Genomic DNA, 12640 nt, shown 5'->3' on the forward strand with positions numbered 1-12640 from the left:
TCAGGCGAGGACACACTGTCGGGATCACGATCCGGCCCGGAGCGCGATGGCGCTTCCATCTCCGGCGAACTGGACACTGGCTCGACCGGATCCCAGACTTCAAGACCGGCTCCTGCGAGCGAGCATTCCGACGATATCTCTCACATTCTTCAGGTGATTCGCGACAGCCTGAAACGCAATGATCTTGCTTCCGCTAAAGTGCTGTTGGGCGCGGTGCAAAAGCTCCACATGGACGACAGCCGCACGTTGACACTCCAGAAAGAGTTGCAGGCGCGTGAGGAAAGCACCGGCCCCATGTCGCCGGTTGCAACGCCTGACACCCCACGGAATACAGCAAAATTGAATCGCCCCTTAACGCGTTTGCCTGCGAGAACAAGACGTTCGCATGAGAGCACGTCGCCCGTTCGCGACCATACCTTCAGCACGTCTCGTCGCTTGCGTATCGCAGATGCCCCTCAGATCAGAGCGCCATCGACCAGCGGGATACAAGCCGAAGCAGCAGGCCCGGCTTTGAGAGTGAGAAATACAGATTCGAGTTTGCGGGAAGAGGCACGACCCGTGGCCAGCACACGGCCACGGGTCGCGCCAACTCGCACGACGCCGCTCGCCGAACCCGTGTTACCGCCAGCCCAGTCTGTAGCACCAAAGCCGTTTCCACTGCAAGCGAGTCAAGCGCCTAAGACACGTGCACAGGTGCGCGCGGAACTGGAACGCGCTCGTGCGGACGGCTCGCTTCCACGCTATGGCAACCCTAATCCTGCCGGACCAGGTGGCGTGCCGAGCAGCACCACAACGATGTTTGGCAGTGAATAACTGAACTTGTCAGCAACAACCACCACGACCTGACGTATCGAGCCTCATCCCATGCAGGCCGCGATAAGGGGGCACTTCCGGCGAACTCCATCCATCGAGCATCTGTGGTGCAAGCCGATAAACCTCCACGCCCAGCGGCCGGCAGACTTCGAGCGGATCCCGCGCGTCGGGTCCCCACATCGGCAAGGACAAATCTCCGCCCGGACACGTTGACAGCGCGCACAGCAGGTCGATCTCCGCGAAGAACTCCAGGTAATCGCCTTTCTTCGCCGGGCAGGCCTTCATGAAGTATTGATCGTTCAGATTGAGCCCCGTGCACTGAAATACATTTAGTACGTCATGCACATCAAATTCGGTGAGACCGTGCGGTGCGATCGCGCGGGTCCGGTTCGAATGGCAATGGAAATCGAAATCCTCGCCGGTCAGCATCCGGTTCACATACGGATCGCAGCGCGTGCCCAACAGTCGTGAACGCGGCCGCCATGTTCGTCGATTCCGTAGTCGGCCAGGGTGTGGTCGGTGATCGTCACAAGCGGGCGAAGATAGGGCAGGGTCGACCACAGCCGGTCGAATGTACTCACATGCGCCTGCTGCAACTGGCGCGTGCGTGACGCCCAGAAACGCTCGCGCGGATTGTGCAGATTCCATATGTTGAGGTCCGCGACCTGCGGGCCTTCAATGGTCACGATCCGGAACACATGTCCGGCCGGGACCTTCCACGCGTACCCGGAGCGGATCGGCACGACCGCCGAGTCCACCCGCGTGCGCGTTTCATGCGCGGTGGCAACGCGCGTATAAAAGTCCCGATCCACTTCGAGTGCAGAACCCTGGGTAACCTGATAAGCGGCAGGGTAGTTCAACGTGGTTTGATATCTCCTGATTGAATCGACACGAGGCGCGTGGCCCCGTTCGAGAAAAGGACGCTGGAAAGGCGTGGTTCAGAGAAGGTCGATGAGCGCTTCTTCCGAGCGGTCCAGGTAGTCGGAAAGTTTCTTGCTCGCCCGCTTGTGTTCGCCCGCCACGATCAAGTCGTAGAGTTCGCGGTCACGCTCGATCCACGGCAGCTGGAAACGCCGTTCATCGGGGGCGGCGGAGAACAGCAAGCGCAACTGCGCGAGAATCGTGCGGAAGAACTGATCGAGCAGCGCGCTGCCGATCATCTCCACAATGTGCTGATGAAAGCGCAGGCTATGGGTGCCCACGCTTCGCCAGTCTTCTTGCGATGCGGCAAGCGCTGCGGCATCGCAGGCAGCGGCCATGGCGTGCAGCACAGCCGGATCTGGCGGGTCGGTCTTTCCCGGCAGCGGCATTGCCTGCAACTCCAGAGCGCGGCGGACCCGGAAAATATCGCGCACGTCGGTGCGTGTGAGTGTGCGCACGACCACGCCGCGATGCCGGTAGTGCACGCCCAATCCCTCGCGGCAAATCTGCCGCAGCGCCTCGCGAAGCGTATTACGCGAGACGTCGTAGGCTTTCGTGAGATCGGCTTCGGTGAGCGGAGTGCCGGGAGGCAGGTCGCCGCAGATGATCTTGTCGCGAATCTGCGTGACGATGCGCTCGGTCACGGACTCTTCTTCGATGTGCTCGGTCACGGTCTTGGCTTTGGTCGCTGAGGTCACGGAATCGGATCGGGTCATGCGAGCTGGAGGTCTTTAAGAAAATGCGCGACGCGGGAATCCTTGTCGGACGCGGTCATGGCGCGAGGCGCGGCGTCCGCCACGATCGAGCCATTCTCAAGGAAGATTATCCGATCCGAGATGCGGAATGCGAAATTGATCTCATGCGTGACGATCACCATGGTCATCCCCTCACGCGCGATTTGCTCGATCACTTTCAGGACTTCGGCCACCAGTTCGGGGTCGAGCCCGGAGGTGGGTTCGTCGAAGAGGACAATTGATGGTTTCATGGCCAGCGCCCGTGCAATCGCCACGCGCTGTTGCTGCCCGCCGGAGAGCTGATGCGGATACTTGTGCGCATCAGCGGCCATACCGACCTTTGAAAGCATCTCCATGCCAAGCGCGCGCAGCGCGGCCTTCGATCCACGGTCGTGATAGCGCGGCGCCAGCGTCACGTTGTCGAGCACGCTGCGATGCGGGAGCGGCAATAGCCCCACTTTGCAGGAACAAAATCATCAGGCCCGTGAGCCTGGCAACAAGGGCGTGGTGCGGCGAGAAGGACGGATGATACGCGTGCATGGACGTTCCCTTTCTGTTGAAAGGATCGCACTTGGCGATCCACATTTGTTGAACAATATATGTAATGTTGTTCAACAAAATGTGGATTTCAAGACTTTGCGAAACGTCGGATGGAGGGTTTTGTGGCTGCGCGTGAATTGCTTAGAAAGCAGAGGATCGTGCGTTCAAGGCTTACGGCGGAGTGTGATGGATGCTGCGGAATAGGAGTTTTTAACGAGGACGTGCCGGATACCGGACAAGGGGTCGTACGCGGAGCGGATCAGGCAGGAATATTCGAGCGACGTCGGACGCGGGCAATCGAACGCGCGGATTTGCTCGGGTACCGCTTTGGATGAGATGCCACGGGTGTGGCGGGTGAAGTCATGAAGGGGGATCCTTGCTCGCTCGGAGCCATGCGCGGTGCTGAAGGCGCCGAGGTGGCGTGCGTTCGAGCCCATCCCGACTGATGTGATCCAGACAATGCGGAGCAACTAACCTGCTGCCCCTGTTGCGGCAACGCTTCTACTCTTGTGTGGACGTCGCCGACCTGTTCGTGTGGCGTCGATCAGCGAGTTGAAAGCAAGGAGCGCGAGGGGGACTGCGGAACAGCCGCAGACGTCCTCGCGCTCAATAGCTCTTAATCCGCGACCTTTTCGGAATCCGGAACGGCGGTGTTTTCAGGAGCCGTCACATTCTCAGGAGCCGTCACATTCTCAGAAACTGCTGCCTTTTCAGGAGCTGTTTCGCTGTCAGAAGCCGCTGCGCTCGCTGCCGTCGCTGCGTTCTCAGAAGCCGCTGCATTCTCAGCACCAGCTGCCTTTTCAGGAGCCGCTGCCTTCGATGCGACTCTGGCCACGCGACCTTCTTCGAGCTTCGTCGCGCGAACGCCGTCTTCAGGCGATACCCGTCCGGCTTCCTCACCCGACAGGTCGACACGAATTGCGCCTTCGACCATTGCTGTCCAGTAACGGCTGCCGCGGCACCAGATCTTGATGGCTGCGCGCAACTCGGTCTCGCTCAGCGCCATCTCCGTTGAGTGCGCGAGAAGATCTTCGAAAATTCCGATCTTCAGCGGCACCTTGGGCGACGGGTTTTTCGGGAACGCTTTAGGAAACCGTTTTTGCAGTTTTCCGATGGTCAGGACCACCGGGTCCACAGGTTTCGACCTGACCGCGACGGGTGCATCGGGGCGCGCCGCGGGCCGAGGCTGGCGCGACGGACGCGGCGGGCGCGACGGCTTGGCGGCGGGCTTAGACGAGACCGGTGCGGACGCGGGCTTGGCAGCGGGATTAGACGCAGGATTAGAAGCGGGCTTAGACGCATCCTTCGAGGCAGGCTTATGCGCAGGCTTCGACTGCGCGCGTTTCGCCTGTTTCTCTTTCTCGAATTGTTGTTTCAATACAGCGAGCTGTTCAAAGCCCATAGCACATGACCAGGCAAGTAAAACGTCAATTCTAGCAGCCCGTCGCGCCCGGCGTTCTACAAGCCCGGGCAGACGGGGAAATCTTCAGTCAATTGCGGCATCCGTTGGGGCGGGCAACTTCGCTGAAGCAGTGATCAAACACCGGAAAACAGAGGGTAGACGCAAGTGGCATCCGCCTTCTCAAAACGCTCTCGACGCCCACTAACTGAGTCCACAAAGGAACCAGGAAGCGAGCGCCGAACCACCACATCGCTCAGAGCGAGATCTCGGTTCCGAGCTTTACAAGAAACTGACCCAGCCATTGCGGATGAGCGGGCCAGGCCGGGGCCGTGATGAAATTGCCGTCGGTGACCGCGCTGTCCACTTCGATGTCGGCATAGTCGCCGCCGGCCAACCGGACTTCCGGCGCGCAGGCGGGGTAGGCAGAGATCCGCTTGCCGCGAATCACGTCGGCGGCAGCTAGCAATTGCGCGCCGTGACAGACCGCGGCGATCGGTTTTTCGGCGGACGCGAACTGACGTACGATTTCGATCACCCGTTTATTCAACCGCAAGTATTCCGGTGCACGGCCGCCGGCGATCATCAGCGCGTCGTACTGCGTCACATCGACGTCATCGAAATTCGCATTCAGCGCGAACAGATGACCCGGCTTTTCAGTGTAGGTCTGGTCGCCCTCGAAGTCGTGAATCGCAGTCTTGATCTTGTCTCCGCTTTTCTTTCCGGGGCACACGGCGTGCACCGTGTGGCCGACCATTTGCAGCGCCTGGAAAGGCACCATCGTTTCATAATCTTCTGCAAAATCGCCGGTCAAAAATAAGATCTTCTTGGCTGCCATCTTGTTCTCCTGTCAAAGACAATTACGCGCGAACGCGGCCCGGTCAAACCGGAACCGCTCGATTTATCTTAGCTCGTCTTCATGGCAGAACGGGGATACTTTGCCGCTTGCCGCATAAATCGCGATTAAACATAGAGACGCGTGAGGCTTTCCTCAGCGCATTTCTCGCCTGACGCCGGCCGTTTTTGCTAACGTGCTGAACCTTTACCGGACCGCTTTTGCAATGACGCGGACGTGCCCCGTCAAATATGATTCCCGCTGTTCTCCCTGACATCGAACTGCATGACTGATCCACTTATTCCTGCCACGCTTGCTTTTCGTCCCAACGGCTCGCCGTATTCGCCCGAATATGGCGACATTTACCACAGCATAGTGGGCAGTCTTGCCCAGTCGCACCATGTATTTTTGCAGGGCAACGGCTTGCCTGGGCGATGGCAGGGGCGTCAAACCTTCACCGTACTCGAAACCGGTTTCGGCATGGGCATCAATTTCCTGACGACATGGGCCGCGTGGCGTGCCGATCCCGCGCGCAGCGAACGGCTGCATTTTGTGTCGATCGAAAAGCACCCGTTTTCGACGGACGACCTGCATCGTGCTTACGCAGTGACCGTGGACGATCCATCGGTCCTCGCACTGGCCGACGTGCTTGCCACCGCGTGGCCGGCGCTGCGACCCGGCACGCATCAACTCGATTTCGATAATGGCAACGTCACGCTGACGCTGATATTCGGCGATGCAGTGGATATCCTGCCCACGCTGCGGTTGCGCGCCGATGCGTTTTATCTCGATGGTTTCGCGCCTGCGAAAAATCCTGAACTCTGGACGCCCGCGATCTTCAGTTCACTTGCCGCGTTGGCCGCTGACGACGCAACGTTTTCCACCTACACCAGTGCCGGCGATGTGAAACGCGCGCTGTTGCAAGCGGGTTTTGAATATCGGAAAGTGGCCGGCTTTGGCTGGAAGCGTGCAATGCTCGTAGGCCGTTTCGCGCCGCGCTAAGACGCTGGTTGAAAACAGGGTATGCGATCGCTCATTCGCCAAGGCATCCGGAGCCGGCGCTGGCAGCATGCCTCATCATGCAGGGGGCGTCGCAACGCAATAGACTGTCACAACAGGCTCCATGGATACTTCGCAGCCTTTGCAAACTGACATTCAATTGGCCTCCAAGGCGCGATCCATCATCTACTGAATAGGGAAATCCCTAATGGTCGACCAATCCGACAAGCCCGATGACAAGCAATCCCCCGTCCGCGCGACCGGCATGAAGCGAGGACTCACGTCTTACGGCGATCAGGACTTTTCGCTGTTCTTGCGCAAGGCCTTCATCAAGGGCGCTGGTTATACCGACAAGGCCTTGAACCGGCCGGTCATCGGTATCGTCAATACGGGGAGTGCGTATAACCCCTGCCACGGCAATATGCCGCAACTGATTGAAGCGGTGAAGCGCGGTGTGATGCTCAGCGGTGGCTTGCCGATGGACTTCCCAACCATCTCTATCCACGAAAGCTTTGCGTCGCCTACATCCATGTATCTGCGCAATCTGATGTCGATGGATACCGAGGAAATGATTCGCGCGCAGCCCATGGACGCAGTCGTTCTCATCGGTGGTTGCGACAAGACCGTACCCGCGCAATTGATGGGTGCGGCGTCAGCGGGCATACCGGCGATCCAGCTCATCACGGGGTCAATGCTGACAGGCTCGCATCGTGGCGAACGGGTAGGCGCATGCACCGATTGCCGCCGCTATTGGGCCAGGTTTCGCGCCACCGAGATCGACGAGGAAGAAGTCGCCGACGTCAACAACCAGCTGGTCGCAAGCGTAGGAACCTGTTCGGTGATGGGCACCGCCAGCACCATGGCGTGTGTCGCGGAAGCGTTGGGCATGACGGTTCCCGGCGGAGCGTCGCCGCCGGCGGTCACGGCTGACCGGATTCGCGTGGCCGAAGAAACGGGGGCGCAGGCGGTCCAGATGGCGCTCGACGGTCTCACCATCGACAAGATTCTTAACGCAAAAGCCTTTGAAAACGCGATGCGCGTGTTGCTGGCAATTGGCGGCTCGACTAATGCAATCGTCCACCTGACTGCTATTGCGGGACGGTTGGGGCATCGGATTGATCTGGACATGCTCGATCGCATGGGCAAAGAAACGCCTGTGCTGCTGGACCTGAAACCTACCGGCCAGCACTACATGGAAGATTTCCACGCTGCGGGCGGCATGGCTACGCTGCTGCGTGAACTCAAGCCGTTGCTCCATCTTGATGCGCTGACCGTCACGGGACGCACGCTTGGGGAAGAGATCGAGCTGAGTGGACCTGGGTATCGGCAGGACGTCGTACGATCATTTAGTGATCCGATATATCCTCAGGGCGGCTTGGCGGTATTGCGTGGGAACCTGGCGCCAGGCGGCGCGATCATCAAGCAATCGGCTGCCGATCCAAAACTGATGGAGCATGTCGGTCGGGCGGTCGTGTTCGAGGATCTCGAGGACATGACCAGCCGGATTGACGACGAAGCGCTCGACGTCACCGCGCAAGACGTCCTTGTGCTGAAGAACATTGGCCCCGTCGGTGCGCCGGGGATGCCCGAAGCGGGTTATATCCCGATCCCGCGCAAGCTTGCGCGGACGGGGGTCAAGGACATGGTGCGGATCTCCGATGGCCGAATGAGCGGCACTGCGTTCGGCACGATTGTTCTGCACGTCACCCCGGAAGCGGCGATCGGCGGTCCGCTGGCTCACGTGCGCAACGGGGATCGAATTCGTTTGAGCGTGATCAACCGGGAGATTGCACTGCTCGTGCCGGAAGCTGAATTGCAACAGCGTGCGCTCGACAACCCCGTGGTTCGTCCGACCGCGGGACGTGGATACCGGAAGTTGTTTTTGCAGACAGTGACGCAAGCGGATGAGGGAGTGGACTTCGATTTCCTGCAGAGCGAAATTCTGCAAGAAAAGAACAAGGAGAACGAAAAATAGAGGCAGTGCGCGAGCCAGGTGACTATGGCCTATTCCGTGCGGCGATCAGGCTGATGCGCCGCACGGCCTGGATCGGTCGCAACACTGACGCATCCACCCGTCACACCAGGCAGAACCTACTCCAGGCCCAGAGTCGACGGTGTCTCTACTTCGCGCATGTTGTAGGCCGACAAGATCCGGTACAAGGTCACACGCGACACACCAAGTTCGCGCGCCGCGTCGCCTACGCGCCCGCGATTTCTTAGCAGCGCCATTTCGATGGCCTGCCGTTCGCCCACTTCGCGCGCCTGCGCGAGCGACATGGGCACGCATTCCGCAAACCCGCCGAGTTCGAGATCCTGCGCGCCGATCAAGCGGCCTTCGGCCATTACGATCGCACGCCGCACGCGGTTGATCAGCTCGCGCACGTTGCCGGGCCACGCATAGTTATGAATCGCGGCAATAGCGTCAGGGGCGAACCCGCGAATCCGCCGGCTAGCGTCTTTCTCGAATCGATCCAGCATGTGCCGCGCAAGCAATTCGATGTCCTTGCCACGCGCCCTTAATGGCGGCTCCTCGATCTGCAGCACGCACAAGCGGTGATAAAGGTCGGAGCGGAAGCGGCCTTCAATCATGGCCGTTTGCATGTCGACATGCGTAGCCGAGACAATCCGCACATCGACGGCCGTGGACTCATGGCCGCCCAGGCGCTCGATCTTGCGCTCCTGAAGGAAACGCAACAGGCTCGCCTGGCTCTCGAGCGGCAAGTCGCCAATTTCATCGAGGAACAGCGTACCGCCGTTCGCCGCTTCAACGCGCCCGATCTTGCGTTGATTCGCCCCGGTGAATGCGCCGCGTTCATAGCCGAACAATTCGGACTGCAAGAGATGTGCGGGAATAGCCCCGCAGTTGATGGGGACAAACGGCTCATTGCGCCGCACTGAGCGCGCGTGAATGGCCAACGCCGTCAGTTCCTTGCCCGTTCCCGATTCACCGGAAATAAACACGGGCGCGTCCGTCATGGCGACCTTTCGGATCGCGCGGAATAGCGCAAGCATGGCGTCGCAGGAGCCGATCATGTCGCCTTCGGCGTTGGCATCGCTCTTCGCGCTGGCGGGGTCGCGTGCGCCTCCGTCATGCAACGCCGCGATTCCGTAGGCATGGCCCAGCGCGTTCAAAATGCGCTCGCCCGATGCGGGGAGCGTTACATAGTCGAAGCAAAAATCGCGGACGAGGCGACGAATCGTTGAATCTTCAAGTTGCGCCGGCGACAAGAGCGCCAACCAGCCTACTGTTTTTACCGATAGCCAGGTCTCGGCCAGCCGCAGATTAGCCAGGACGTTTCGCGCCGAGAAATCGAGTAAGCCGCCACTGGGCTTCGATGAAAAATTCCCCGGCTCACGGTCCAGTTCCAGGGATTTGACTGTCCAGCCACGCGCATCCAGGAGCGAACGAAGTTCGAGCGTCAAGGGATCGCCAACGTAAAACAAATGCCTGGGAAGCGATGCAGAAGCCATGAAAGTCATACCGGTTAGTTATAGCGACCCCGTTTCAAGACGCTGCGGGGTCAGCACATTTTGGGCACGTGGCAAAAATTGCAGCTGCCGGCCTCACGAAAACTGCATACGTTTTAGTTATATCGACTCAACACACGGAAACTTGAAAGGAATTGAAGTTTGGCTGGTTGTCCTTGGTCCACTTTCGAACCCCCGTTCGCAATTCGCGTTCCGTCTCTTGCGAGCACTCACTAAGAACCATGTGAAAAGGTTCTTCATTCTCGCCGGCAAGATTTTTTTGCGGCAATAAGTTTTTAAGGGCTTAGGTGGCACATGTTATCTGCGCAAGTGGCCGGTTCGATTATTTTTTGGCGCCATGGAAAATTATTTCACGAGAATTCACATTCGCCCTTTACCGGTATTGACCCGGCGCGATTGTTATGAGAACGCAATTCGTCCGGCGTCGTACCAGGGCGTCGAATCGAGCGTCAATTAACAGGGCGCGAACCGCAATGGCGTCAAATAGTAATTTAGGCCGAAAATAGCGCGATGGCTCAATTATTTGTATGAATATAAGGAAGCGCTAGCGTAGCGGGCCCTAGGCTCGTGGTCCTCTCACGGGGTAATCCCTAAGCATTTATCTAGCCATTTACCCTAACACCAGGCCGGCGCCTTTAAGCGCGTCGCGAATGCCAAGCGCGGGATAGGCCCCGTCGACGGTGCGCATATTCGAACGAGGTCAAGGGTATCGTGGGTTATGGCGCCTGATGCGCTTCTGAGCGGATCAGGTCTGCGATCCGCTCGGCGAGCATGATGGTTGGTACGTTCGTGTTCGCACACGGAATGGAAGGCATCAAGGAGGCGTCGCAGACGCGCAGGTTCTGCGCGCCATAGACGGCACCCGACGCGTCCGTAACTGCGCCGGGGTCATCGGCGGCGCCCATTCTGCATGTACCGGAAGGGTGCCATGTGCCACCGACCGAACGCGTGACAAACCGCGTGAGCGCGTGGTCGTCGGTGAGCAAGCCGGCGATGGAAAACGCCTTGCGTCACGAGCCGATGAATCAAGCCTTGGCCCCACGGTCCTGCCCAATCCGGCAATGCGCTCAAGATGCCGCGTTGAATCGCGTTGGCGGTTCCGGGCGCGGCTACTTTCGCGACTCGTGGTGAGTAACTCGATGGGAAGATAGCGCTTCGATGACCTGCCATCGAAGGATCCGCCAGCGTCTCTGCACCGAAGCGAACGGCAAGCTTCAGGCGGTCGAGGTCGCGTGGGTCGGAGAGCATGTTGAACTCGACGGCCGGTTCATCATGGGGGTTCGCGGGGGGCAGCGTGACCCGGCCGCGTGAGTATGATTTGTTGACCCAGAAGAAGATCGTTCCCAGCCGATACCCAATTGAATGCCAGCCTGAACGCGACAGGATCGCGTCGTGCATGTCGCCTTGGACAGTGCTTGGCAGTCCGGATGAAAAATGCACGATGGCTTGCTCGTGGTGTTCATCGGGGAAGGGCGTGTGGGCAGACTTGGGCAAGAAGGCCGACACGGCGATGGACGGATGTTCCATCAGGTTGCCGCCGACCCCGGGCCGGTCCGCAAGCAGTGGGATGTGCGGCGCTGCGAGGTGATCTGAGGGACCGATGCCGCTGCGCAGCAGGATTGCGGGGCTATGGATCGCGCCTGCGCACACGATCACTTGGGCAGCGTGCACGACTTCGCCGGAACTGAGCAATGCGCCGATTGCCTTCTTGCCGTCGAACAGCACGCGGTCCACGCTCTCGCCGGTCCTGATCGTCAGGTTGGGGCGCTGGCGCACGGCATCTGAGAGATAGCAGATGGAGGTTGGAATCCGTTCGCCTGCGGCGCTGACTGCAATTGCGCCAATGAAGGTTCCGTTTTGCCACGGGCCGTTTTGATCATCGAGGCGGGGATGGCCGCGCTGTTTCAGGGTCGCTAGGACGGCGCGCACGAACGGCGAGATGCGCGGCCACTCTGTGCGTTTGATGCGCACCGGTCCGGTCTTGCCGTGCAGTTCGCCGCTGAAGCCCGCGTCTGTTTCGAGCTTGCGAAAGTAGGGCAGGCATGACGTCCAGTTCCAGCCTTGCGCGTCTAGTGTTTCCCATTCGTTGTAGTCGGCGGGGCGCCGCGATTGGCCATTAGTGCGTTGATGGCTGAGCCTCCGCCGAGGATGAGATATTGGACGTGTGGTTCGTTCGCACTTGGGGGGGCCGGTTCTTGCGTTAGCGGTCAGGGTCAATGCCGGGTTGCTGCTTTCCAGGCATTCGCGGGTTATACGTTAGCTTATTTCTTTATCACTTTTAGCCACTGCGCGTGGCGGCGCGTCATTTCTTTGTCCAAAGCGACAAAGAAACGAAGCAAAGAAAGCGCTTTCACCTCTCTAAAAATTAAGTGTCCACAGCGTGCAGTTTCTATTCATTGGTACCCGAAAAGCACGGTGCTCGCCAGAGCCACGAATGTGTGAACCCCTCTTTCTCCGAACACGGATACCCCACGCTTCGCCACCAGTGACTGAACCTGCCCAAGGAATACCCCGCGCTACCCGCGAAAAACCTTTCACCAAATTTGTACGCAAGCCGAACCACTTCGCTAACCCACCAAGAAATGAGGGAACCGAATGGTTAGGGCCTAACCCCCGAAAATGACAGCGCAAACCGTGCAGCTAACACGCGAACAATGGCAGCGGTGGATACGCGTGAGGCCGTGCGGGTTCGTGGGGCACGGGTGCTTGCCCGAGAGCGTACGGGGCGAAGCGTTTTACTGTCAGGATTCGCGAGAAGGAGGGTTTCAAACATCCGGGGTTCTAGCGAGCACCGTGCTCTTCGGGTACCAATGAAATAAAACCGCACGCTGTGGACACTTAATTTTCAGAGAGGTGAAAGCGTTTTCTTTGCTTCGTTTCTTTGTCGCTTTGGACAAAGAAATGACGCGC

The 12640-nt window shown here is 59.2% G+C and carries 6 protein-coding genes and 4 pseudogenes; 3 read left to right on the forward strand and 7 right to left on the reverse strand.

All coding sequences use genetic code 11. The features are described from left to right. Window positions 1-294: 294 nt before the first annotated feature. Window positions 295-813, forward strand: coding sequence for a DUF4148 domain-containing protein (locus tag ACSQ83_RS10430; RefSeq protein ID WP_436228084.1), 519 nt, complete (start codon window positions 295-297; stop codon window positions 811-813). Between the two features lie 9 nt (window positions 814-822). On the opposite strand, the pseudogene ACSQ83_RS10435 reads toward ACSQ83_RS10430, so the two are convergent. The 5 genes and pseudogenes from ACSQ83_RS10435 to ACSQ83_RS10455 form a co-directional block, all read right to left on the reverse strand. Beyond that, a pseudogene (locus ACSQ83_RS10435) lies at window positions 823-1673 on the reverse strand (urea carboxylase-associated family protein). A gap of 78 nt (window positions 1674-1751) precedes the next feature. Beyond that, on the reverse strand, window positions 1752-2450 hold the full coding sequence (locus ACSQ83_RS10440) for a GntR family transcriptional regulator (RefSeq protein ID WP_436228067.1): 699 nt from the start codon (window positions 2448-2450) through the stop codon (window positions 1752-1754). Beyond that, window positions 2447-2908: pseudogene (locus tag ACSQ83_RS10445) on the reverse strand (amino acid ABC transporter ATP-binding protein); the annotation flags it as partial. The pseudogene ACSQ83_RS10445 and the gene ACSQ83_RS10440, both read right to left, overlap by 4 nt. 716 nt (window positions 2909-3624) lie before the next feature. Then, the gene (locus ACSQ83_RS10450) at window positions 3625-4410 is read right to left on the reverse strand and encodes a ProQ/FINO family protein (RefSeq protein ID WP_436228068.1); all 786 of its coding nucleotides are present in this window, start codon (window positions 4408-4410) and stop codon (window positions 3625-3627) included. 253 nt (window positions 4411-4663) lie between these two features. Next, window positions 4664-5245 carry a DJ-1/PfpI family protein gene (locus ACSQ83_RS10455; RefSeq protein ID WP_414951795.1) on the reverse strand — a complete coding sequence of 194 codons (582 nt, stop codon included), beginning with the start codon at window positions 5243-5245 and terminating at the stop codon, window positions 4664-4666. Between the two features lie 282 nt (window positions 5246-5527). Here ACSQ83_RS10455 and mnmD point away from each other — a divergent pair. Further along, window positions 5528-6241, forward strand: a pseudogene (gene mnmD / locus ACSQ83_RS10460) (tRNA (5-methylaminomethyl-2-thiouridine)(34)-methyltransferase MnmD); the annotation flags it as partial. Between the two features lie 208 nt (window positions 6242-6449). Next, window positions 6450-8216 carry an IlvD/Edd family dehydratase gene (locus ACSQ83_RS10465; RefSeq protein WP_436228069.1) on the forward strand — a complete coding sequence of 589 codons (1767 nt, stop codon included), beginning with the start codon at window positions 6450-6452 and terminating at the stop codon, window positions 8214-8216. 116 nt (window positions 8217-8332) lie between these two features. On the opposite strand, the gene ACSQ83_RS10470 is transcribed toward ACSQ83_RS10465, so the two are convergent. Both ACSQ83_RS10470 and ACSQ83_RS10475 read right to left on the reverse strand, forming a co-directional pair. Then, window positions 8333-9712, reverse strand: a complete 1380-nt coding sequence (locus ACSQ83_RS10470; RefSeq protein WP_414951797.1) for a sigma-54 dependent transcriptional regulator — start codon at window positions 9710-9712, stop codon at window positions 8333-8335. A gap of 734 nt (window positions 9713-10446) precedes the next feature. After that, window positions 10447-11883: pseudogene (locus ACSQ83_RS10475) on the reverse strand (GMC family oxidoreductase); the annotation flags it as partial. Window positions 11884-12640: the final 757 nt, after the last annotated feature.

Origin of the sequence: Caballeronia sp. LjRoot29 (assembly GCF_964252755.1) — a bacterium.
In the GTDB taxonomy this organism is placed as follows: Bacteria; Pseudomonadota; Gammaproteobacteria; order Burkholderiales; family Burkholderiaceae; genus Caballeronia.

Excerpts from the sequence above, each read along its gene's own strand:
- ACSQ83_RS10430 (WP_436228084.1), top strand. The coding sequence starts at position 295 with ATGTCGCCGGTTGCAACGCCTGACACCCCACGGAATACAGCAAAATTG.
- ACSQ83_RS10440 (WP_436228067.1), bottom strand. The coding sequence starts at position 2,450 with ATGACCCGATCCGATTCCGTGACCTCAGCGACCAAAGCCAAGACCGTG.
- ACSQ83_RS10450 (WP_436228068.1), bottom strand. The coding sequence starts at position 4,410 with ATGGGCTTTGAACAGCTCGCTGTATTGAAACAACAATTCGAGAAAGAG.
- ACSQ83_RS10455 (WP_414951795.1), bottom strand. The coding sequence starts at position 5,245 with ATGGCAGCCAAGAAGATCTTATTTTTGACCGGCGATTTTGCAGAAGAT.
- ACSQ83_RS10465 (WP_436228069.1), top strand. The coding sequence starts at position 6,450 with ATGGTCGACCAATCCGACAAGCCCGATGACAAGCAATCCCCCGTCCGC.
- ACSQ83_RS10470 (WP_414951797.1), bottom strand. The coding sequence starts at position 9,712 with ATGGCTTCTGCATCGCTTCCCAGGCATTTGTTTTACGTTGGCGATCCC.